This is a genomic window from Paenactinomyces guangxiensis, from assembly GCF_016055185.1.
Lineage (GTDB): Bacteria > Bacillota > Bacilli > Thermoactinomycetales > Thermoactinomycetaceae > Paenactinomyces > Paenactinomyces guangxiensis.
This window is the reverse complement of sequence record NZ_JAECVR010000009.1, coordinates 96,870-117,685: the sequence shown is the minus strand read 5'-3', so window position 1 is coordinate 117,685 and position 20,816 is coordinate 96,870. Positions and strand designations below refer to the sequence as shown.

Here is a 20,816-nt window from a genome sequence, read left to right as displayed (position 1 = left end):
GTGTTTTGATTGGCGAATGTAAAGATTTTTACAGACAGTACTTCAGATATCCCCAGGGAACTGACCGAAGAGTTAAATATCTCTGTAGTGCCGCTCAAAGTGCATATTGACGGGGAATCTTATCTGGATAGAGTAACCTTGAGCCCTTCAGAATTTTACCAAAAAATGGGTGTCGTTCAGGAGTTGCCGACAACATCTCAACCGTCTCCCCTCGATTTTGCAGAAGCCTATCGGGAAGCGATTCAAGAGGGAGCCACCGAGATTTTTTCCATTCATCTGTCATCGGCATTGAGTGGTACATATCAATCGGCCATGCTGGCGAAAGCGATGATTGAAGAAGAAAATCCAGACGTCAAAATCATCACCTTTGATTCCAAAACGGTTACATATGCAGCCGGGATCATTGTCGTAGCTGTTGCCCGTGCGGCAAAAGAGGGAAAAAGTCTGGAAGAGCTGGTTTCTCTTGCTGAGAAGGTGCGCCGGACTGAAGGACTGGCAGCCCTTGTCGACACCCTCGAATACCTGCAAAAGGGCGGACGGATTGGCAAAGCTGCGGCACTGGTAGGCTCTCTGCTCAATATTAAGCCGATCATTTCACTTAATGATGAGGGTGAAGTTTATCCGATCGACAAGGCCCGCGGCAAAAATAAAGCGGTGAGCAGAGTATTTGAATTGCTTCAGGAAAAAGTTCCGGCAGGACCCGTTTCGGCGGCCATTTTGCATGCAGACCGAAGGGAGCAGGCGGAAGAATGGCTGGAGAGAGTGAAATCCATCTATGATGTGAAAGAGGGGCTTATCGTTGAAATCGGGCCGATCGTCGGCACCCACGCAGGACCCGGAACGATCGGCTGCCTCGTAGTCCCCCTGGAGCTGTGATGGGCAAAAGATCGTCAGGCAGGTGGCACTTATGAAGTATCGTACCGTTTTTGATATAATTGGTCCTGTAATGATCGGGCCTTCCAGTTCCCATACGGCCGGTGCTGCAAGGATCGGCCGGGCCGCGAGGAAAATTTTTGGGCGCAGACCCAAACGGGTCACCATTACCCTTTATGGTTCGTTTGCCAAAACATACCGGGGCCACGGGACAGACATTGCTCTTGCCGGAGGTCTCCTGGACTTTGATACCTTTGACAAGCGGATTGTCAATGCGCTCGATATCGCGCGCCAGGAGGGAGTGGAAATTACCTTCCGTGAATCGGAAGAACTGGTAGATCATCCGAACACCGCCCGCCTTCGCCTTGAAGATGAAGAAGGAAGCCTGGAAGTGGTCGGCGTTTCCATCGGCGGCGGGAAAATGGAAATTGTTGAATTAAATGGTTTTGAGCTGAAATTATCCGGAAATGACCCTGTCTTACTCGTTTTACACCATGATCAGTACGGTGCTGTCGCACGTGTAGCTACCGTTTTGGCTATACACCAAATCAATATTGGTTTTATGCAGGTTTCGCGGAAGGAAAAAGGTTCTCAGGCGTTGATGTCAATTGAAACCGATCAGCCTGTCGAGCCTGATGTGCAGGAGGAAATCCGAAACCTGTCAGGAATACATGCCGTTACCGTTCTTTCATAACCATCCAGAATCGGCCGCCTAATCGTTTTTAGGCGGCGGTTTCTATGGAAAAGGAGTATATTTGTGATGAAGTTTCGTACGGTTGCCGAGTTAGTTGAAGTTGCGGAAACAGAGAAACTGAAAATTTCTGAGGTGATGATTTTACACGAAGCAGAAGTAATGAATCGTCCCAGGGAAGAGATATTTGCCGAGATGGGGCGCAATCTCGATGTGATGGAGCAAGCGATTCAGCGCGGGCTGACTGAAGACATCCGGTCCCATAGCGGTTTGACCGGAGGGGATGCCAGGAAGATTCAGGAATATAAGAAAAACGCTCCCGTGCTTTTATCCGGTCCCACCATTTTGGATGCGGTTTCACGGGCGACTGCCACTTCAGAAGTTAATGCCGCGATGGGAACCATTGTTGCTACTCCAACCGCAGGAGCCTGTGGAATTTTGCCGGGAACCATTTTTACGGCTGCCGAAAAACTGAATTCCGATCGGGAAACGATGATTCGTGCTCTGTTTGTTGCCGGGGCGATTGGATTTACCATTGCCAATAACGCCTGTATTTCCGGAGCGGCAGGCGGCTGCCAGGCAGAGGTGGGATCAGCGACAGCAATGGCCGCTGCAGCAGTGGTGGAAATGGCCGGAGGGACTCCTTCGATGTCTGCCGAAGCGGTGGCGATCGCTTTGAAAAATATGTTGGGTCTGGTTTGTGATCCGGTTGCCGGGCTTGTGGAAGCCCCCTGTGTAAAGCGAAATGCCATGGGAGCGGCCATTGCCATGGTGGCGGCCGATATGGCCATGGCAGGAGTGAAAAGTGTTATCCCCACCGATGAAGTGATCGAGGCGATGTACAAGATTGGACAAAGCATGCCAGCAGCTCTCAAAGAAACGGCTCTCGGCGGTCTTGCTGCTACCCCGACCGGACGTGCGTTAGAACGGCAAATCTTTGGGTCTATCGCCAAAAAGAAATGAATCTGGCTGATATACCTGTTGATGTGTTGCCGGGAGTGGGGGAGCAGAAAAAGCAAGACCTGTCCGAACTTGGGATTGAGTCCATCGCCGATTTATTGGAGTATTATCCGTACCGGTATGAAGATTACCGGCTCACCGATTTAACGGAGGCGTCAGACGGGGAGAAAGTAACGGTTCAAGGCCGTGTTTACGGGCAGCCCAGTGTGAGATGGTACGGCAAGAAAAAGTCCCGCATGACGGTTAAATTGGATGTAAACGGAATTCATATCCATGTGATCTGGTTTAACCAGGCGTATCTCAAAGACAAATTGCATGCCGGAAACACCATTGTTATCTCCGGAAAATGGGAGCGGAACCGGCTTCAGGTCACCGCAGACCGGACATTGATCAGTGAACGGGAGCAAGAGAGGCATGTGGGCCGTTTACAACCCGTTTACTCTGTCACCAGTGCTGTTAAAATGAGCTGGTTGCGAAAGTTGATTTATGAGGCGTTTGTTAAATACGGCGGTCATATCAAAGAAATTTTGCCGCAGGAATTGATTCAGCGCTATAAACTTATTTCCCGGGCGAAAGCGATGTATTTGCTCCACTTTCCGAAAGGCAAAGAGGACGGCCGCCAGGCGAGGCGCCGCATGGTATACGAAGAGTTGTTTCTGTATGAACTTAAAATGATGTGGCTCAAAAAGGTTCACCGTACTGAAGTGAAAGGTGTATCCCATGAGTTTGACATGAAACAGGTAAAGGAATTTATTTCTGGACTCGCTTTTCCCTTGACAGGGGCGCAAAAGCGGGTTACGCGCGAGATTTTGCAAGATTTGCGGGCACCGGCACAGATGAACCGCCTGTTGCAGGGGGATGTAGGTTCGGGTAAAACGGTGGTGGCAGCCATTGCACTCTACGCCAACTATTTAAGCGGTTATCAGGGAGCGTTAATGGTTCCGACAGAGATTCTGGCCGATCAACATACTGCATCTCTTGCCGAATTATTGACCCCGTATGGAATGAAAGTGGTTTCCTTAACAGGGAGCATGACGGCCAAGGAACGCCGGGATCTGCTGGGGCAAATTCAAATGGGGCTGGCCGATGTGGTGGTGGGTACCCATGCGCTGATTCAGGAGCCCGTCACTTTCCGCCGGCTGGGGCTGGTGATCACTGATGAACAGCACCGCTTTGGCGTGAAACAGAGAGCCTTGTTGAGGGAGAAGGGAGAAGTGCCGGATGTGCTGTTTATGACAGCTACTCCCATTCCCAGAACGCTGGCGATCACGGTATTTGGGGAGATGGATGTCTCCACGATTGACGAAATGCCCGCAGGCCGCCAGCCGATTGATACCTACTGGGTGAAAAAGGACATGTGGCCACGGATTGTGCAGTATATCAAAAAAGAATGCACCAAAGGTCATCAGGCATATGTCATTTGTCCACTGATTGAAGAGTCGGAGAAACTGGATTTGCAAAATGCCCAGGAGGTATTTGAACAACTGGCGGTAGAGATGTCTCCGATCCGGGTGGGGTTGTTACACGGCCGGATGAGTGCAACGGAAAAAGAAGAAGTGATGCGCCTGTTTGCCGAAAATGAGGTACAGGTGCTGATCTCTACCACCGTTGTCGAAGTTGGGGTCAATGTACCCAATGCTACAGTGATGGTTGTTTATGACGCTGACCGCTTCGGCCTGGCCCAGTTGCACCAACTGAGAGGGCGCGTTGGGCGGGGTGGGGGGGCGTCATCCTGTATTCTTGTGGCTGATCCCAAATCTGAAGCCGGAGTGGAGCGGATGCGTGTCATGACAGAAACCACTGATGGTTTTGAAATCTCCCGGCGCGATCTGGAATTACGCGGGCCCGGAGATTTTCTGGGTGTTAAACAGAGTGGCCTTCCTGATTTTAAGGTGGCAGACTTAAGCGAAGATTTTCGTGTTCTGGAAATCGCCCGCTCTGATGCGGCTGAGGTTGTCAACCAGCCCAATTTTCAATCCAATCCGGAAACACAGCCATTATTTGAATACTTGATGAAGGCGGAGTTGGGGGCGACCAGTTTTGACTGATTGTCAGCCAGTCTCTCCAAAAGATCCGATCCAAAAAATAAAACAAGCCCGCTGGTCAATGGCTGAATAAAAATAAAAAATCATTGACCAGCGGGCTTGATTTATGTCCGGTCCGACTGGTCAGGCCGGGGATTTGCTGCGAGTGTCTGCGTGAATCCCGCAGAAAAACCGATCTTTCCATAAGTCAGGGCCGGTTTTTCCCTGAGGGAATCGACCCGGTTTCATGTTTTAAACAGGGACAGATTAACAACCACACCCGTCGTCATGCTGTCTCCAGGTCGTTTCTTTTCCGGTTGCGGGACAAGCTTTGAACGTATCTCCTTCCTGATACTCCGCTCTTTCACCGGCTGCACTTACATATTGACCGGGTTCCCTGACACGGTCACCCGTTTTGAATGCATCAGCTCGATCAGCCATTTCACATTCACCTCCTTTTTAAGATAGCTTTTCCAAAGCACTTTCCGTCATGCACTGGTATCACTTCCTTGCTGATAGGCAAATGCAATGTACGCTTTTTCAGTGGACGCATATGATGAATCATTCATCGTGTGATGGGGGTAATTGCATGTGAATAACAATCATGTTTATCAAGTTGTGGCACGTACGATCAATCAAACCCTGGGCAGAAAAGCTGTAACGGTGGATCAAATCAAGTCTCTGGTTTCTCAGGCGAAAATGATTCGCAGAAGGCAGGGAGTGATGGGGTTATTGGCGTTTTCCCAACAGATTCCCTATCGTTTATTTACTCAGGAGGAAATTGAACGTTTAAAACGGTCTCCTCGCTGGTATGAGCTATCGAGTAAAATGATCGACCTGATGGTTACAGAAGGGGTATTAACTCCGGCTGAGGCCGGAATGTTAAAACGGTCCATCTAAAAGGAAAATTAGGCATCTTTGCTGGGCGATTGACACGGACAGGCAAAGGTGGCCAAACATAAGGTATTAGTGTCTGGCTAATGGGATTTTGACATGATTGATAAGAAGGTGATGGATAATATGAGAAAAAAAAGAAAGGCTCAAATCCTGAATAAACAGGAAGAGCAAACAAAGGAGGCAAATCTGAACCGTCCTCCGTGGGAATTTCCCCATCAGGAACAGATGCCGAGATCCTTTGGATTCTGGGAAGATCACCCTGCTTTTTGGGGAGAAGGACCTCCGAACCCGCAACCGCGTGCCGATGAGCGACATCCCGGTCCGGTAGCAAGGGATTTGTGGGAAAGAGAGTGGATGATGGAACCTCACGTCCATCCCAAACGGAAAGAGGCCCCGTGGACCCGGCCTAATCAGGAAGCTTATGGCCCATTTCCGGGTCCGCCGAGAGCGCCGGAAGCTTATGGTTCCCCCTCTCTGCCCGGGCCCTTCAGGCCGGAGAGTGAATGGGGACCTACGGGGAACAAGCATCCGGAATCGCCCTCACGTTCTTTGAGACAAGGCAGAAGCTGGGAGGAATTACCTCATTCTTATGATGAAACAGCCAGTCTGAATCAATCACGTACCGGTTCGCGCAGAGGAAAAAGCAGACGAAAAAAACAGATTTAAAAAAGGCAAAAAAATGGCTCGCGTGATATGGCGCGAGCCCATGGTATCTTTCACAACCATTGTGTCAGATACTAAATGGGAGAGGAGAAACCGGAGGAAGAGCTTATGGGGAAACGTAAGTCTTCTCCGCGGTTCGACAACATCAATGATTGACGTTGTCATCTTTTATCATTACCGCTTTATTTTTTTTTATACATATTGAATGAACTTTTTTGTCTCGGAGCCGCTTTTGATTTGCGGAAGATTTGTGATAGGATAAGAAATGTTCCAAAAGTATATCGATGTAAGGAAGTCATAAATGCGTATTATTGCCGGCACTGCTCGCGGGACGAGATTAAAGATGGTTCCTGGTTCACATGTGCGACCAACAGCTGATCGTGTCAAAGAATCGCTTTTTCAGGTTATCGGGCCTTTTTTTGACGGAGGCTGGGTGCTTGATCTATTTGCCGGTACCGGAGCCCTGGGGCTTGAAGCACTGAGCAGGGGTGCGGAACGGGCGATCTTTATTGACCGTTCAAAAACCAGTTTGGATACGATTCGCAGCAATGTGGAAGCGGCCAGGATGAATGACCGGGCTGAGATTTACCGCCGCGATGCCCGGTCGGTGTTGAAAGTGTTGAAACAACGAAAACTTCGCTTTCGGATCATCTTTTTAGATCCGCCTTATCAAGGAAATTTACTCCTGCCAGTGTTGGAGCAAATTTCCAAAAATGATTTGTTGAATGAAGACGGGGTGGTTGTGGCGGAGTATCCAACCCGCCGGGAACTTCCTCCATCCATTGGCACCTTAATTGCGACCCGTCAATTATCTTACGGAGATACTTCAATCTTTCTCTATCAGTCAGGATTGTCAAAGGAGGGCCGTCAATAAAAATGAAGATAGCAGTCTATCCGGGGAGTTTTGACCCGGTCACATTCGGGCATCTGGATATTATTGAACGCGGAGCCAAAGTATTTGACAAAATCATAGTAGCTGTTCTTATCAACTCAGCTAAAAATCCTCTTTTTTCCGTTGAGGAGAGAAAACAGATGCTGATTGAAGCAACAAAAGTGTTCCCCCAGGTTGAAGTGGACAGCTTTGACGGTCTTTTGATCGATTATGTACATAAACGGGAAGCCAATGTAATTTTACGCGGTTTGCGTGCGATTTCCGATTTTGAGTATGAACTGCAAATCGCTTCAATTAACCGAAAGCTGAGTGAAAAAGTAGAAACTCTTTTTTTGATGACCAATAATAAACATTCTTTTATCAGTTCAGCTATGGTAAAGGAAGTTGCCAAATATGGGGCAGATGTGAAAGATCTGGTTCCACATCACGTTGCCGAAGCGTTGAGTCTCAAGTTTACAGATCAAACCCGCTGAACGGTTTAACCGGAATCAGCGGGTTAAACGTCAGCACTGATTACATTCGCTTCCGCGTGGCGGCATAGCGAACGGTGTAAAACAGCCAAATCATCGCTGTCGCCGTGGCAAACCACTGTAAAATCTGCCATAAAGGCAAAGAGGTTAGACCGGCGGTACTGGAAAATACGGGGATTGCTGTTGGTAAGTCGCCAAGTTGCTCTTTCAAAAAAGGATAGAGGATGATGGTCATGACTCCTGCCAAGCATCCGTGAAGGATCCGGGCAAAAAAATAGGGAAGATAACGGACATCCGTCCGGCTGAGCATACTGGCAACCTGGGCGTGAACCGATAAGCCGTTCCAGCCGATCATGACACTGACAATTGTCAGTTTGTAGACCATTGGCACACTGGGAGAAACAGCACTTGAGAGTTGGGAGCCCAGTGTAATTTCAAATATGCCTGCAAGCATAGGATCAGATAAATCCGGTGAAAGGGAAAGAATCGCCAACAAATATGATATTCCCTTCGCCAGTATGCTTGTCAGTCCGATATAGTTAATCAGATGCACCAGCACGGAAAATACCATAATAAAACCGCCGATCATCAGGAGTGTCTGTATAGCTGAGGTAACTGCCTCCCCCAGAAGCTGGCCGAACGGCCGGCCATCCTCAATCCGTGCCCGATGCATCGCCCGTAACGCCCGAATAAAAATAAATCCCGTTTTCTTTTCTTGCGGAGCGGACGGAGGGGCATGCGGCTCGTAAAAGCGCATTAGATACCCGACCAGAATACTGCTTGAATAATGGGCAAGAGCCAGAATGATACCCACCGAGGTGTTTTCAAAAAAACCAACTCCGACGGCGCCAAATATAAATAGGGGGCCAGCAGTGCTCGTAAAGGAAACTAATCTTTCCCCTTCTTCACGTGAAACCAGTTTTTGTTCACGCAGTCGGGAAGTCAGCTTGGCACCCATTGGATTTCCTGAGATCAAGCCGACAGCCATCACAAATGCGCCCGCTCCCGGCACCCGAAAGATGGGGCGCATCAACGGTTCAAGTAAAATACCCAGGAAGTGGACAACTCCAAAACCCATCATCATCTCGGCCGTTATAAAAAACGGTAAAAGGGCAGGAAAAACAACATCCCACCAGATCGTCAGACCCCGAAGAGAAGATTTAAATGCTTGTTCCGGGTACATAACCAGTACCACGGCAATAAAAAAAGCAATGGAAGCCAGGGCAAAGGACTTTAGCCGACTTCGGAGAAATGTACTTGTGATCTGCATGCTCTCTCTCCTCACGGGCAACAAGGTCAATAACATGTCTACGCATGTTTGTATTCATTTAGACCGGTTGTCCGACATGAATTAAAAAACATGTCAAGGTGATGTTAACACCAAGGGGTGAAAGTTTGTCTGATCAGCGCCGTTCCGAAATCATATTTAGGGCTCCGTTCCCTAGCGGGAGCTAAATTCACTCGACACAAATATGATTTCTCCGCTTGATTACTCATGAACACTTTCACAGAAAAAAGATGGAAAATGGAGGAGACTCTCCTTGGCCCGACCAAAGATTGGTTTAGCGTTAAGTTCAGGAGCAGCCAGAGGTATGGCACATTTTGGCGTCCTAAAAGTGTTGCAGCAAGAAGGAATTCCCATCGACTTTATCGCAGGCAGCAGTATGGGAAGTATTGTCGGAGTTTTGTATGCCAACGGATTGGATCTGGAAATGTGTGAAAAGCTAGCAATCAGATTGAAAAGAAAACACTGGCTTGATTTGACGGTACCCAAACGGGGGTTTGTGATTGGAGACAGGGTAAAGGCGTTAATCCGGCTGCTGACACACCAAAAATCCCTGGAAGAATTACAGATTCCCACAGCTGTGGTCGCCACGGATCTCAGCAATGGTGAACGCGTGGTATTTAAGAGCGGCCCCATCGATGAAGCGGTGAGAGCAAGCATATCCATCCCGGGAATCTTTGAACCTGTGATCGTCGGCGATCGCATACTGGTTGACGGAGGGGTGATCGACCGGGTTCCGGTTTCAGTCGTGCGTGAGATGGGTGCTGATCTTGTCATTGCTGTCGATGTCCTGCCACGCATAGACAGGGTGAAAATTAACAATATCTTTGATGTGATTACGCAAACTCTGGTTATCATGGAAAGGGAAATACTACAACAGAGAATGACGACAGCTGATTTTATCATCCAACCTGATGTTTCGGATATCAACCCGACAGCATTTACGCGGGTTGAAGAATGTATTCGGCGGGGTGAAGAAGAGGCAAGATCCCACATTCAACAATTAAAGAAATTGATTCAGGAGCGGCAAGGAGAGGAAGCTATGAATGAACTTCAGAAGATGGAGTAAACAGGTTATTGGGGGATTTATTGCCTCAGTGGTTTTAATTGTGATCGGAGCAACTTTGCTCATTCCGGTTCCCTATTTTGTACTGCAACCGGGAGTGGCCATTGATGTAAAGCCACTTGTGAAGGTGGATAAAGAAACGGCCGGGGAAAAGGGGACTTTTCTTTTGACAACCATTTCTCTAAAAGAAGGAAATGTTTTTGATTATTTATATGCGAAAGGAAGCGGCCGGGTCGAGCTCGTCCCTGAACAGCAAATCCTGGCTGAAAATGAATCAGAGGAAGAATACCAGCGGCGACAGGCGGAGAACATGATTGCCTCACAACATAACGCCATTATTGCCGCTTACCGGGAAGCCCGAAGACCCGTATCGGTCGAGATATTGGGAATAGAGGTTTTTCAGCTGGTAAACAACCAGCCGCATGTTCTGCAAAAAGGTGATCTGATCAAAAAGGTAGACCAAAAGTTATTCTCCTCAACAGAAAAGCTCATTCAGTACCTCAGCCGCAAAAAGCCAGGTGATGTTGTGACGGTTGATTTGATCCGCAACGGGAAAAGAATGGAGAAAAAAGTAAAGTTAGTCGCTCTTCCCGTCTCACCCGGACAAAAAAAGCGTGCCGGACTGGGGATCGTCCCCGTTCCGCGGGTTGAGGTGAAAACGTCGCCTCCTGCCAGTATCGAAACAGAAAATATTGGAGGTCCTTCTGCAGGCCTGATGTTTTCTCTGGAGGTACTCAATCAACTGATTCCGGAAGATTTAACCAGAGGCTATCGCATCGCCGGTACAGGGACAATCTCTGAAAAAGGTGAAGTGGGCCAAATCGGAGGCATTCAACATAAAATTGTCGCCGCTGAGCGTGAGGAAGCGCAGATTTTCTTTTGTCCCAAAGACAGAGGGCCACAGGATACAAATGAAAGGATGGCGAAGGAAACTGCCCGGCGGATCGGGTCAAAGATGAAAATTATCCCTGTTTCCTCTTTGAAAGAAGCGGTTCGTTATCTGAGAACATTACCTGTTCATCAGGCGGCCGCTTCTTTCAAGGTAAAAACATTGACATAGGTCGCTAAAGTGTCTTATAATATCCCTGTTTTTACACAAGGAGTGGAACCATGCAGATTTCCCTGCACCATTTGAACCAGGCAAAGGATCAGCAGATGGAGCTGAGTGAAACAATCCCGCCCGACTCGCTGGCGGTTAAAGTTCCGGGACTGATTCGATTGGAGCCTGTGAAGGTAACGGCTCAAGTGTTGAAGTTGGATTCACATCTGATTGAAGTAAAGGCAGAACAATCAACCCATGCCACCTTGACCTGTTCCCGGTGTTTATCCGAGATTGAAATCCCGGTCCAAACGGAATGGGTGGAGCAATTTACAGATGTGGAAAATCAAGCGGGGGAGACAGAGGAGCATGAGATCCATTTGATTGAAGGAAATATCCTGGATCTCACTCCGTATATTCGGGAGGCACTTTTGCTTTCAATCCCGCTGGCTCCGGTTTGTCGGGAAGATTGCAAAGGATTGTGTCCAAAGTGCGGTGTCAACAAGAACACAGATGCCTGCGAATGCCGGATCGAGTCAATTGACCCGCGCCTGGCTAAACTGCAGGAATTGTTGAATAAGGACCGATAAAAGTTAAATGAAAACTTCCCGGACTTGTGCTACATTCTAATAGGGGGTGAAAGTGTCATGGCAGTACCTTTTAGACGGACTTCTAAAACCCGTAAACGCAAACGTCGTACCCACTTTAAACTGAGTGTACCCGGTATGGTTAAATGTCCGCAATGCGGAGCGGCTAAACTTGCCCATCGTGTATGCAAAGAGTGTGGTTACTACAAAGGTGCCGAAGTTGAAGGGGTTGTTAACGACTAATCTTCGCTTTGGTTATAAAACAAGAGTCGGCTGGAGAGGTCGGCTCTTGTTTTTTCTATTGCTAATTCACTCCCTTTTTTATATACTGATTTAGGACTTGGTATTAATATATGGTCATAAACAAAGGGGTGAACTCCGCTGTGCGCATGGCTAAAAAAGAGAGACAACGCCAACTTGTTAAAGCTCTGGAAGAGGACCCGTTTTTAACTGATGAAGAGATGGCGAAAAGATGCAGGGTAAGCATCCAGACAATCCGGTTGGATCGAATGGAACTGGGGATCCCCGAGCTTCGCGAACGGATTAAGCACATGGCGGAGAATAATTTTGACGGTGTAAGATCGCTGTCACTGGAAGAAGTTATAGGTGAAGTAGTCGACATCCAATTGGATCAAAGCGGAATATCAATGTTAGAGATTAAGAAAGAGCATGTTTTTGCCCGTAATCAGATTGCACGCGGACATTATCTGTTTGCACAAGCCAATTCGCTGGCAGTGGCTATTGTTGACGCTGAAGTGGCTCTTACCGGCTCTGCCGGAATCCGGTTTGTTCGTCCGGTACGGCTGGGAGAGAAGTGCCTTGCTTTCGCGAAAGTGATTACAAACGGGCCGTCACGGCTGCAGATCAATGTGCAGACGAAAGTGAACGGAGAAGTTGTATTTCAAGGTGTCTTTGACGTGTATCGCACCGATGAGGAAGGGCAGTAAAATAAGGAGGAGCTCTAGTGCGAATTGCTTTGGATGCTCATGGAGGAGACTATGCCCCGGATGCGGTGGTGAAGGGCATTCGCCTTGCTGCGGGAGAGTGGCCCGATACAACGTTTATCTTAATCGGCAGAGATGAAACCATGTTGCCAAACGGCATTTCCAACCTGGAATTTCGGTTGGTCAGTGAACAGATCGAAGCCGACGATGAACCAGTCAAAGCGGTCCGCCGCAAAAAGGACTCTTCCATGGTCGTAGGCTGTCAAATGGTAAAGAAAAAAGAAGCGGATGCCTTTATCAGCGGAGGAAATACAGGAGCACTGATGGCTGCGGGTCTCTTTTACACCGGGCGAATGAAGGGAGTGGACCGTCCGGCTCTGGCACCGGTTTTCCCCACCTTGTCCGGAAAGGGAACATTGGTGCTGGATGTGGGAGCCAACCCGGAAGCAAAACCTGAACACCTCCGCCAATATGCCTTGATGGGGTCGATCTATGCGGAAAAGGTACTCGGCTATTCAGAACCGCGGGTGGGGCTCTTAAATATTGGCACAGAGACGGGAAAAGGGACGGAGCTGACCAAAGAGGCTTTTTCTTTGTTGGAGAAAGAGCAGTCGATTCGCTTTATCGGCAACACCGAAGCGAGAGATGTTTTGACAGGTCCCTGTGAAGTGCTCGTCTGTGACGGGTTCAGCGGTAATATTTTGCTGAAAAATACCGAAGGCGTTGCCAAAGCGATTTTTGACAGATTGAAGCAAGAGTTTACCCGCAGCTGGACAAACAAACTGGCTGCTGCCGTCCTGGCCCCGGGATTGAAGCGTTTTAAAAAAGATATGGATTATAAAGAACATGGCGGAGCTCCCCTCCTGGGCTTGGGGGGACCAATTATAAAAGCGCACGGCTCTTCGGATGCCAAAGCTTTCTATAATGCAGTTCGACAGGCCCGCCTCTTTATCGAACAGGGAGTGATTTCACAGATTGAACAAGAATTGTCGAAGCATAGAGGAGTTGACGAGTAGATGAGACCGGTAGGAATCGTGGGGACAGGCGCTTATCTTCCGGAAAAAGTAATGACAAATGCCGATTTGGAAAAAATGGTAGATACGAGCGACGAATGGATTGTCACTCGAACAGGAATCAAAGAGCGCCGCATTGCCGCCCCGGACGAAGCATCTTCTGATCTGGCGGTCAAAGCAGCGGAGAAGGCATTACAGCATGCAAACATCACGGCAGAAGAGATCGATTTAATCATTGTTGCCACCGTCACTCCCGATATGGCTTTTCCGGCTACTGCCTGTTTAGTGCAAGATCGCCTCGGAGCTCCTAATGCTGCCACCTTTGATCTGTCTGCCGCATGTACCGGATTTTTATACGGGATCGCGACAGCCGGCCAGTTTATATCCACAGGTGTTTACAATTATGCCCTCGTGATTGGGGTGGAATGCCTGTCGAGGATTATCGATTGGACAGACCGGAATACCTGTGTCCTGTTTGGAGACGGCGCCGGAGCGGCTGTATTGGGGCCTGTAGAAGAAGGCTATGGCTTTCTTTCCTATGAATTAGGAGGTGACGGGTCCGGCGGAGAACTGCTTAAACTCCCGGCAGGAGGTTCACGCCTGCCCGCGACGGAAACAACCGTTGCCGAACGCCTGCATACGATTTCCATGTCCGGCCGGGAAGTGTTTAAATTTGCCGTTCGCGTCCTTGGAAGTTCCACGGATGAGGCGCTGAAAAAAGCGGGCATGACCAGAGAGGACATTGATTTTCTCGTTCCTCACCAGGCAAATATCCGCATTATTGACTCCGCCATCAAGCGATTGGGTCTGACTGAGGATAAAGTGGTGATCAACCTGGATCGCTATGGAAACATGTCATCTGCCTCCATCCCGGTTGCCCTGGATGAAGTTGTGAAGCAGGGGCGGATCAAAAAAGGAGATACTTTGGTATTATGTGGATTTGGCGGCGGGTTAACCTGGGGAGCAACCGCGTTAAAATGGGTGATTGAGTAAACAAAATGTTTAAAGTGAGATGCGGGAGGTAAAAAATGGGGAAAATTGCTTTTATCTTCCCGGGACAGGGTTCTCAGAAAGTTGGGATGGGACAGGAAATCGCAAATGCCAGTGAAGTGGCAAAACAAGTATTTGCGGAAGCGGATGAAGTTCTGGAATATTCGTTGTCCGGGCTTTGTTTTGAAGGTCCCGAGGAGGATTTGCGCAGAACCTTTCACACACAACCGGCGATTTTAACCACAAGTATCGCCTTGTACCGGGTATTTGAAGAAGCACAGATTCGACCCGATTTTGTTGCAGGTCACAGCCTGGGAGAGTATTCTGCTCTTGTTGCGACCGGTTCTCTTTCATTCCGTGACGCAGTCAAAACAGTACATAAGCGCGGCTCGTTTATGGAAGAAGCAGTGCCGACCGGCCTGGGGGCGATGTCTGCGATCATGAACCTGGACCGGGAAATGCTGGATCAAATCTGTGCAGAAGTGAGCAAGGAAAATCATGTCGTGGAACCAGCCAATTACAACTGTCCGGGACAAATTGTCATCTCGGGGCACAGTGAAGCAGTGAAAGAAGCAGGGGAAAAGGCGGCTGAAGCAGGAGCGCGCCGGGTGATTCCACTGTCTGTCAGCGGCCCTTTCCATTCTTCTTTGATGAAACCGGCAGCCGACCGTCTCTTTGAAACGTTGAGCGGCATTGAGATCAGGGATGCTTCTGTCCCCGTCATAGCCAATGTAAGTGCACAGCCGGTCACAGGTGCGGAAGAGATCCGCCGTTGCCTGGTTGAACAGGTCGCTTCTCCTGTTCTGTGGGAAGACAGTATCAGGTGGATGATTGAACAGGGTGTTGATCTATTTGTGGAAATTGGAGCGGGAAATGTTTTATCCGGTCTCGTAAAGAAAGTAAATCGCAAGGTGAAGACACTTTCTGTACAAAATCCTGACACGCTGAAGCAAACAGTTGAACAACTAAAAGAATCCCTATAACGACAAAGGGGGAACACAAACATGTTTTCCGGTAAAGTTGCTGTGGTCACCGGCGGGTCCAGAGGCATAGGCAGAGCGATTGCTATTACACTGGCGGCAGCCGGAGCTGATGTAGCCATTTTTTATGCCGGTAACCAATCGGCTGCTGAAGAAACCATTGGCGAGATCCAAAAAACAGGACAAAAAGGGATGGCTGTTCAAGTGGACGTATCTGTGGGTGAACAGGTAGAGTCTGCCATGAAGCAAGTGATTTCTTCCCTGGGCCGAATTGATATTCTTGTAAATAATGCCGGAATTACGCGGGATAACTTGCTCATGCGAATGAAGGAAGAGGATTGGGATCAGGTTGTTGACACCAACTTGAAAGGTGTCTTCCTCTGTACCAAAGCGGTTACCCGCACAATGATGAAACAAAAAAGCGGCCGGATTATCAATATCAGTTCTGTTGTAGGGGTGATCGGTAATCCGGGACAGGCTAACTATGTGGCAGCGAAAGCAGGTGTTATCGGATTGACGAAAACAACGGCGAAAGAGCTTGCCAGCCGCGGGATTACAGTCAATGCGATCGCACCCGGGTTTATCGAAACCGATATGACTGCCGTATTGGATGAAGATATGAAACAACAGATGCTGCGTGCGATTCCGCTCGCCCGTTTTGGAGCTGCACAGGATGTGGCTGAAGCAGTGAAGTTTCTGGCTTCGGATTCGGCCAGCTACATCACGGGACAAGTCATTCATGTAGACGGGGGAATGGTGACTGCTTAACTACCTTCCGGTTTGAGTTTCGCGGCTTCCCATGTGTCAGGGCTTTGGTATTATGGAGGTTTTTGGTTCAGGGAACATTTTTTCGGATTAGGCTTTGCGCGGTTTTTAAAACATGTGAGTGATTGCAAATTGCTTGTCCGGATTTGTTCTCGTATAATACGAAAGGGAGGTGAAAGACATGGCTGATACGTTGGAACGTGTGAGAAAAATTGTTGTTGACCGCTTAAATGTAGATCCTTCCGAAGTTACAATGGAAGCCGGCATCAAAGAAGACCTCGGTGCTGACTCCCTTGATGTCGTGGATCTCATCATGGAACTTGAGGATGAGTTTGAAATGAGCATCGAAGACGAAGATGCTGAAAAAATCACCACGATTGGTGATGTTGTTGAATACATCAATAAGAGCAAATAGTTTTTCTCGTACTTAACAAAAGTCCCGTGAAATGCGGGACTTTATGCCTATTCATTTTTTGGTCCTTCGTACAGCTTTGTAGAGAAAGGCAGTGGATCAGATGACAAATCGGGTAGTTATCACCGGCCTTGGTGTCATCACCCCTATTGGTAATGATCATACAACTTTTTGGAACAATCTCATTCAAGGAAAATCAGGTGTTGGACCTGTCACACGTTTTGATACAACCAACTATGCTTGCAAAATTGCTGCTGAAGTGAAAGACTTTGATCCCTTACACTTTTTAGATAAAAAAGAAGCCAGAAAGATGGACCGTTTTACCCAGTTTGCTGTTGCGGCAGCAAAAATGGCGATTCAGCATGCCGAACTTGATATGAGCAAAGAAGACCCAACCCGGGTTGGCGTATATATTGGCTCCGGCATCGGGGGGCTGGGAACGCTGGAAGAACAGCACAAGACCCTGATTAACCGGGGACCAAGGCGGGTCAGTCCGTTCTTTATCCCGATGATGATCGCAAATATGGCTTCAGGTCAGGTTTCGATCATCACCGGTGCCCGGGGGCCAAACAGCGCTGTCATTTCCGCTTGTGCTACTGGTACGCACAGCATCGGGGATGCTTTCAAAATTATCCAGCGCGGTGATGCTGATGTGATGATCGCCGGAGGAGCAGAAGCGACCATCCTGCCAATGGCCTTTGCAGGTTTCTCCTCTATGGGCGCTCTTTCCACCCGCAATGATGATCCGCAAAAAGCGAGCCGCCCGTTTGACCGTGAGCGCAATGGATTTGTCATGGGGGAAGGTGCTGGCATAGTCGTAATGGAGAAACTTGAGCACGCCATGCAACGCGGAGCCGACATTATCGCCGAGGTCGCCGGTTACGGCATGACTGCGGACGCTTATCACCTGACCAGCCCTTCACCGGAAGGCGAGGGAGCGATGCGCAGCATGTTACGGGCTGTCGAAGATGCCGGATTGCAGCCGGAAGACATTGACTATATCAATGCTCACGGTACTTCTACCGATCTGAATGATAAATTTGAAACAATGGCGATTAAAAACGCATTTAAAGATCATGCTTATAAACTGCTGGTCAGCTCTAACAAATCGATGATCGGACATTTGCTCGGCGCTGCAGGCGGAGTTGAGGCGATCGCGACGGCCCTCACTTTGAAAGAGCAGGTCATTCCGCCAACCATCAACTATGAAAACCCGGATCCCGACTGTGATTTGGACTATGTCCCCAATGAAGCGCGCAAAGCAAGGGTACGTGCCGCCCTTTCCAACTCACTCGGCTTTGGCGGCCACAATGCGACCATTTTATTAAAAGCATATGAAGATGCGTAATAAGCAGGTGGTGATGACATGGATCTGACTGGAATGGAACAGGCCGCAGGGGTAACCTTTCATAACAAAAAGCTGTTCCTACAGGCATTCACCCATACTTCTTATGCTCATGAACGAAAAAACAGCGGATTCCACCCGGATAATGAGCGGTTGGAATTTCTCGGCGATGCCATATTGGAATTAGTCGTTTCTGAGTACCTCTTTCACCGTTACCCCGAAATGAGTGAAGGGGAGTTAACCCGTACTAGGGCCCGTGTCGTTTGTGAGCCTTCTCTCGCATCTTTTGCCAAGGAATTGGACTTTGGACGTTTGGTCCGCCTCGGGAAAGGAGAGGAGATGACGGGTGGCCGGACCCGTCCTTCCCTCCTCGCCGATTTATTTGAAGCGTTTATCGGTGCCCTGTATTTGGATCAAGGTCTGGATGTTGTCAAAAACTTTTTGCATACCGTGGTTTTTCCTAAAGTGAGTGATGAATGGCTTGCCCGTATGACCGATGCCAAAAGCCAATTGCAGGAAATGGTACAACAAGAGCGTATGGGACCTTTGGAATATCGTATTGTCGATATGCAGGGGCCCGCTCATGATCGTCATTTCGTAGCAGAAGTTTATCTGGAAAATAAGAAGCTGGGGCAAGGTTCGGGCCGCTCCAAGAAAGAGGCTGAACAACAAGCCGCCACACAAGCTCTCAAGCATTGGCCAATATAAGAATCCCGATAAGCCACCGCATTTCAACGGTGGTTTTTTGATTTGCGATTTTCATAAAAAATAGTGGATAATAAAGACCACAGGGATCAAAAGATAAAGGGGATTGTTTCCAAATGAGTACTATCGGGCCTGTATTAATACAGTTATTTTCCTTTTTAGCCATTATTCTTCCTGTTTTGGGCGGAGTACTGGCCATCTTAACTTTATGGCGAATGATGAAAGCCCTGGAAGGAATCCGAACATCATTAGAAGTCTTAATTGCCGAAAAAGGCCGGAATGCAGAAGAGAGACCAAATAAATGAGCATTACTATTGATTGATCACTATGTCTGTGGAAAACACAACAAAAGGTGGAATTTTATTTATGTATTAATTTGATTTGGTACGATGCTGTTTCAATTGAGCATGTTCCTTCTTGCCCTTATTCTAATCATCGGATTAAGTGTATTCTTTGTTTACCGGATGATACGGAAAAAGTGGGAATCATCCAGATCTGTGAAAAAATAGTTTAATGGTAAAGGATTGAAGGCGATGGATGTGCTGATCGCGACACGTAATCCCGGAAAAATAAAAACTGCTCTGATTTTGCTGAACGGGGTGGGCGTAAAAGGGATCGCGTTGAAGGATGCCGGCATAAGCCCGATTTATGTGGTTGAAAACGGACAGACACCCGAGGAAAATGCCCTCCTGAAGGCAACAGCTTATTACCGGTACACAGGCAGGACAGTACTGGCCTCCGATACAGGGGTGGAAATTGATGCCCTGGGTGGGCTTCCGGGTGTGATGGTCCGGCGCTGGAACGGTCAATTGCCTGATGATATAGGGGATGAGGAGTGGTTAGAATTTTTTCTGGATCAAACGAAACAAATCCCGGAGTCGGAGCGTACCGGTAAGTTTGTGACAGCCTGGTCCGTCATTCATCAAGGCCGCTCTTATACACATCATATTGTCCGGACGTTCCGCTTTGCCGCACGGAAAGTAAGGCCGATCTCACCCGGGTTTCCCATGAGTGCCATTGTAAACGCTCCCAGACAAGACTCTGTTGAGCAGGTATATGTCCCGGCATTTAGAGAATGGGTGAAACGGGAAGAAATTTTTATATAAGGCACCTTTTGTTTTTTCGATGGCATTTTCCCCTCAAAAAAGCTGGCAATAAAAATGAAAATAGGGTATCATTGATAACAAATATCATTGATAATGAATATCATTGTCTTTGAAGGAATAAGCTGTGAATACAGATAAAGGATTTTTTGGACAATTGATCGGAAAATCTTGTTCTTATATGTAGATACAGCAAATCACAACAGTTCAGCAGATAAAAGCTGTAGTAAACGCGCGCTGCTTTGAATAGCAATCAGAGGGGGAAAAGGGATCATGCCGGAGCTTCACTCAGATAAGTTGCAATTTCTCGAGGAACATTTTCGAGTGACGAACAGACCATCCAACGACCTTTTGGCTTCCTGTCACGCTAAGGATCTTGTGGATCCGGAGAAATGCCATCATTATCTTACCTGCTTATCTGATCGGCTTGGTTCGCCTTCGTTGCTGGTTACGGCATCCCAATTTTCCAAAAGGTATACTTTTCTGGCTGTACTGCCGGTGTTATATGCAATGAGCGTCTATAATAAAGGACTAGACGTATCTGTTGAAAATTGTTATGTTGAGTCCGCTTATCAAAAGGAAAACTGGTTACCAAAACTTCGCCTGGACAGCTGGGTTACAACTGAACCGGGTCTGAACCGGTCAAGGTGGAGAAAGGAAATCGTAAAATCTATTTTTGCAGATCATATCTCCGGCGTTTGGCAGGTTCTTTCTAAATGTGCAGGAATTTCTTGTTCAATTCTGTGGGAAAACACCGCAATCTACGTTTACTGGCTGTATGAAAAAAAACTGGCTGATGCTCCGGAAGCGATCCGGACACGGGTGAAAGAAGATTTTCAATTTCTTATTCGGCATGCCCCGGCTGATTGCTTCGGGGGATGTACACAGCCATTGGCAAAATATTATTCAGAAACAAACATGACGGATCGATCGGACCCTCCGGTTCGGATACGAAAAACCTGCTGTCTTTATTATCACCTGAATGCAGCAGGAAAGTGCTGTTCCGGTTGTCCCAGGAGCCTTCGAACTGAATGTGGAGCAGCATGTGCCACTCTTGTGACAAATTAGCCGGCAAAACAAAACGCAAAAGAAAAAAACCAACACCCGACAAC

Annotated in this window: 25 protein-coding genes; 23 read left to right on the top strand and 2 right to left on the bottom strand. The window is 48.2% G+C overall.

What is annotated here, in order from left to right; all coding sequences use genetic code 11:
• Positions 1 to 9 precede the first annotated feature (9 nt).
• The 4 genes from I8U27_RS10405 to recG all read left to right on the top strand — a co-directional run bounded on the left by I8U27_RS10405 (position 10) and on the right by recG (position 4,572).
• Positions 10 to 876 carry a DegV family protein gene (locus I8U27_RS10405; protein WP_181751988.1) on the top strand — a complete coding sequence of 289 codons (867 nt, stop codon included), beginning with the start codon at positions 10 to 12 and terminating at the stop codon, positions 874 to 876.
• A 31-nt stretch (positions 877 to 907) separates the two neighbouring features.
• Complete coding sequence (gene sdaAB, locus I8U27_RS10400) at positions 908 to 1,567, top strand: L-serine ammonia-lyase, iron-sulfur-dependent subunit beta (RefSeq protein ID WP_181751987.1); 660 nt, start codon at positions 908 to 910, stop codon at positions 1,565 to 1,567.
• A gap of 66 nt (positions 1,568 to 1,633) precedes the next feature.
• Positions 1,634 to 2,527, top strand: coding sequence for an L-serine ammonia-lyase, iron-sulfur-dependent, subunit alpha (gene sdaAA / locus I8U27_RS10395; protein WP_181751986.1), 894 nt, complete (start codon positions 1,634 to 1,636; stop codon positions 2,525 to 2,527).
• Positions 2,524 to 4,572 carry an ATP-dependent DNA helicase RecG gene (gene recG / locus I8U27_RS10390; RefSeq protein ID WP_181751985.1) on the top strand — a complete coding sequence of 683 codons (2,049 nt, stop codon included), beginning with the start codon at positions 2,524 to 2,526 and terminating at the stop codon, positions 4,570 to 4,572. Before sdaAA ends, recG begins: the two co-directional genes overlap by 4 nt.
• A gap of 243 nt (positions 4,573 to 4,815) precedes the next feature.
• Here recG and I8U27_RS10385 read toward each other — a convergent pair whose 3' ends face one another.
• On the bottom strand, positions 4,816 to 4,989 hold the full coding sequence (locus I8U27_RS10385) for a hypothetical protein (protein WP_181751984.1): 174 nt from the start codon (positions 4,987 to 4,989) through the stop codon (positions 4,816 to 4,818).
• A gap of 150 nt (positions 4,990 to 5,139) precedes the next feature.
• On the opposite strand from I8U27_RS10385, the gene I8U27_RS10380 reads away from it, so the two are divergent.
• From I8U27_RS10380 to coaD, 4 genes are all read left to right on the top strand, one after another.
• Positions 5,140 to 5,448, top strand: coding sequence for a hypothetical protein (locus I8U27_RS10380; protein ID WP_181751983.1), 309 nt, complete (start codon positions 5,140 to 5,142; stop codon positions 5,446 to 5,448).
• A gap of 120 nt (positions 5,449 to 5,568) precedes the next feature.
• The gene (locus I8U27_RS10375; RefSeq protein ID WP_181751982.1) at positions 5,569 to 6,111 is read left to right on the top strand and encodes a hypothetical protein; all 543 of its coding nucleotides are present in this window, start codon (positions 5,569 to 5,571) and stop codon (positions 6,109 to 6,111) included.
• Between the two features lie 298 nt (positions 6,112 to 6,409).
• Complete coding sequence (rsmD, locus tag I8U27_RS10370) at positions 6,410 to 6,982, top strand: 16S rRNA (guanine(966)-N(2))-methyltransferase RsmD (RefSeq protein WP_181751981.1); 573 nt, start codon at positions 6,410 to 6,412, stop codon at positions 6,980 to 6,982.
• A gap of 2 nt (positions 6,983 to 6,984) precedes the next feature.
• Complete coding sequence (gene coaD / locus I8U27_RS10365; RefSeq protein ID WP_181751980.1) at positions 6,985 to 7,473, top strand: pantetheine-phosphate adenylyltransferase; 489 nt, start codon at positions 6,985 to 6,987, stop codon at positions 7,471 to 7,473.
• Between the two features lie 40 nt (positions 7,474 to 7,513).
• On the opposite strand, the gene ylbJ is transcribed toward coaD, so the two are convergent.
• Positions 7,514 to 8,740, bottom strand: coding sequence for a sporulation integral membrane protein YlbJ (ylbJ, locus tag I8U27_RS10360; protein WP_181751979.1), 1,227 nt, complete (start codon positions 8,738 to 8,740; stop codon positions 7,514 to 7,516).
• Between the two features lie 271 nt (positions 8,741 to 9,011).
• Between ylbJ and I8U27_RS10355 the strand changes: the two genes are divergently transcribed.
• The 15 genes from I8U27_RS10355 (at position 9,012) to I8U27_RS10285 (ending at position 20,772) form a co-directional block, all read left to right on the top strand.
• A complete protein-coding gene (locus I8U27_RS10355; RefSeq protein ID WP_181751978.1) occupies positions 9,012 to 9,824 on the top strand; it encodes a patatin-like phospholipase family protein in 813 nt (270 codons plus the stop codon).
• Positions 9,802 to 10,881, top strand: coding sequence for a SepM family pheromone-processing serine protease (locus I8U27_RS10350; RefSeq protein ID WP_181751977.1), 1,080 nt, complete (start codon positions 9,802 to 9,804; stop codon positions 10,879 to 10,881). Before I8U27_RS10355 ends, I8U27_RS10350 begins: the two co-directional genes overlap by 23 nt.
• A gap of 50 nt (positions 10,882 to 10,931) precedes the next feature.
• Positions 10,932 to 11,450, top strand: a complete 519-nt coding sequence (locus I8U27_RS10345) for a YceD family protein (RefSeq protein ID WP_181751976.1) — start codon at positions 10,932 to 10,934, stop codon at positions 11,448 to 11,450.
• A gap of 57 nt (positions 11,451 to 11,507) precedes the next feature.
• On the top strand, positions 11,508 to 11,690 hold the full coding sequence (gene rpmF / locus I8U27_RS10340) for a 50S ribosomal protein L32 (RefSeq protein WP_181751975.1): 183 nt from the start codon (positions 11,508 to 11,510) through the stop codon (positions 11,688 to 11,690).
• Between the two features lie 146 nt (positions 11,691 to 11,836).
• Positions 11,837 to 12,394 (top strand): transcription factor FapR, encoded by a 558-nt coding sequence (gene fapR, locus I8U27_RS10335; RefSeq protein WP_232345364.1) that lies wholly within the window; start codon positions 11,837 to 11,839, stop codon positions 12,392 to 12,394.
• A gap of 17 nt (positions 12,395 to 12,411) precedes the next feature.
• Positions 12,412 to 13,407 carry a phosphate acyltransferase PlsX gene (gene plsX, locus I8U27_RS10330; RefSeq protein ID WP_181751973.1) on the top strand — a complete coding sequence of 332 codons (996 nt, stop codon included), beginning with the start codon at positions 12,412 to 12,414 and terminating at the stop codon, positions 13,405 to 13,407.
• Positions 13,408 to 14,397, top strand: a complete 990-nt coding sequence (locus I8U27_RS10325) for a beta-ketoacyl-ACP synthase III (protein WP_181751972.1) — start codon at positions 13,408 to 13,410, stop codon at positions 14,395 to 14,397.
• A gap of 35 nt (positions 14,398 to 14,432) precedes the next feature.
• Positions 14,433 to 15,377 carry an ACP S-malonyltransferase gene (gene fabD, locus I8U27_RS10320; protein WP_181751971.1) on the top strand — a complete coding sequence of 315 codons (945 nt, stop codon included), beginning with the start codon at positions 14,433 to 14,435 and terminating at the stop codon, positions 15,375 to 15,377.
• Between the two features lie 21 nt (positions 15,378 to 15,398).
• Complete coding sequence (gene fabG, locus I8U27_RS10315) at positions 15,399 to 16,142, top strand: 3-oxoacyl-[acyl-carrier-protein] reductase (protein ID WP_181751970.1); 744 nt, start codon at positions 15,399 to 15,401, stop codon at positions 16,140 to 16,142.
• 178 nt (positions 16,143 to 16,320) lie between these two features.
• Entirely contained in the window at positions 16,321 to 16,554 is a 234-nt protein-coding gene (gene acpP / locus I8U27_RS10310; RefSeq protein ID WP_181751969.1) for an acyl carrier protein, read from the top strand.
• A gap of 100 nt (positions 16,555 to 16,654) precedes the next feature.
• Positions 16,655 to 17,899: a beta-ketoacyl-ACP synthase II gene (gene fabF / locus I8U27_RS10305; protein WP_181751968.1), complete on the top strand. Its 1,245-nt coding sequence runs from the start codon at positions 16,655 to 16,657 to the stop codon at positions 17,897 to 17,899.
• Between the two features lie 18 nt (positions 17,900 to 17,917).
• Entirely contained in the window at positions 17,918 to 18,604 is a 687-nt protein-coding gene (gene rnc, locus I8U27_RS10300; protein WP_181751967.1) for a ribonuclease III, read from the top strand.
• A gap of 113 nt (positions 18,605 to 18,717) precedes the next feature.
• Positions 18,718 to 18,906 (top strand): hypothetical protein, encoded by a 189-nt coding sequence (locus I8U27_RS10295; protein WP_181751966.1) that lies wholly within the window; start codon positions 18,718 to 18,720, stop codon positions 18,904 to 18,906.
• Positions 18,907 to 19,134: 228 nt separating this feature from the next.
• Complete coding sequence (locus I8U27_RS10290) at positions 19,135 to 19,707, top strand: non-canonical purine NTP pyrophosphatase (RefSeq protein WP_181751965.1); 573 nt, start codon at positions 19,135 to 19,137, stop codon at positions 19,705 to 19,707.
• A 270-nt stretch (positions 19,708 to 19,977) separates the two neighbouring features.
• Positions 19,978 to 20,772 (top strand): IucA/IucC family C-terminal-domain containing protein, encoded by a 795-nt coding sequence (locus I8U27_RS10285; RefSeq protein WP_181751964.1) that lies wholly within the window; start codon positions 19,978 to 19,980, stop codon positions 20,770 to 20,772.
• Positions 20,773 to 20,816: the final 44 nt, after the last annotated feature.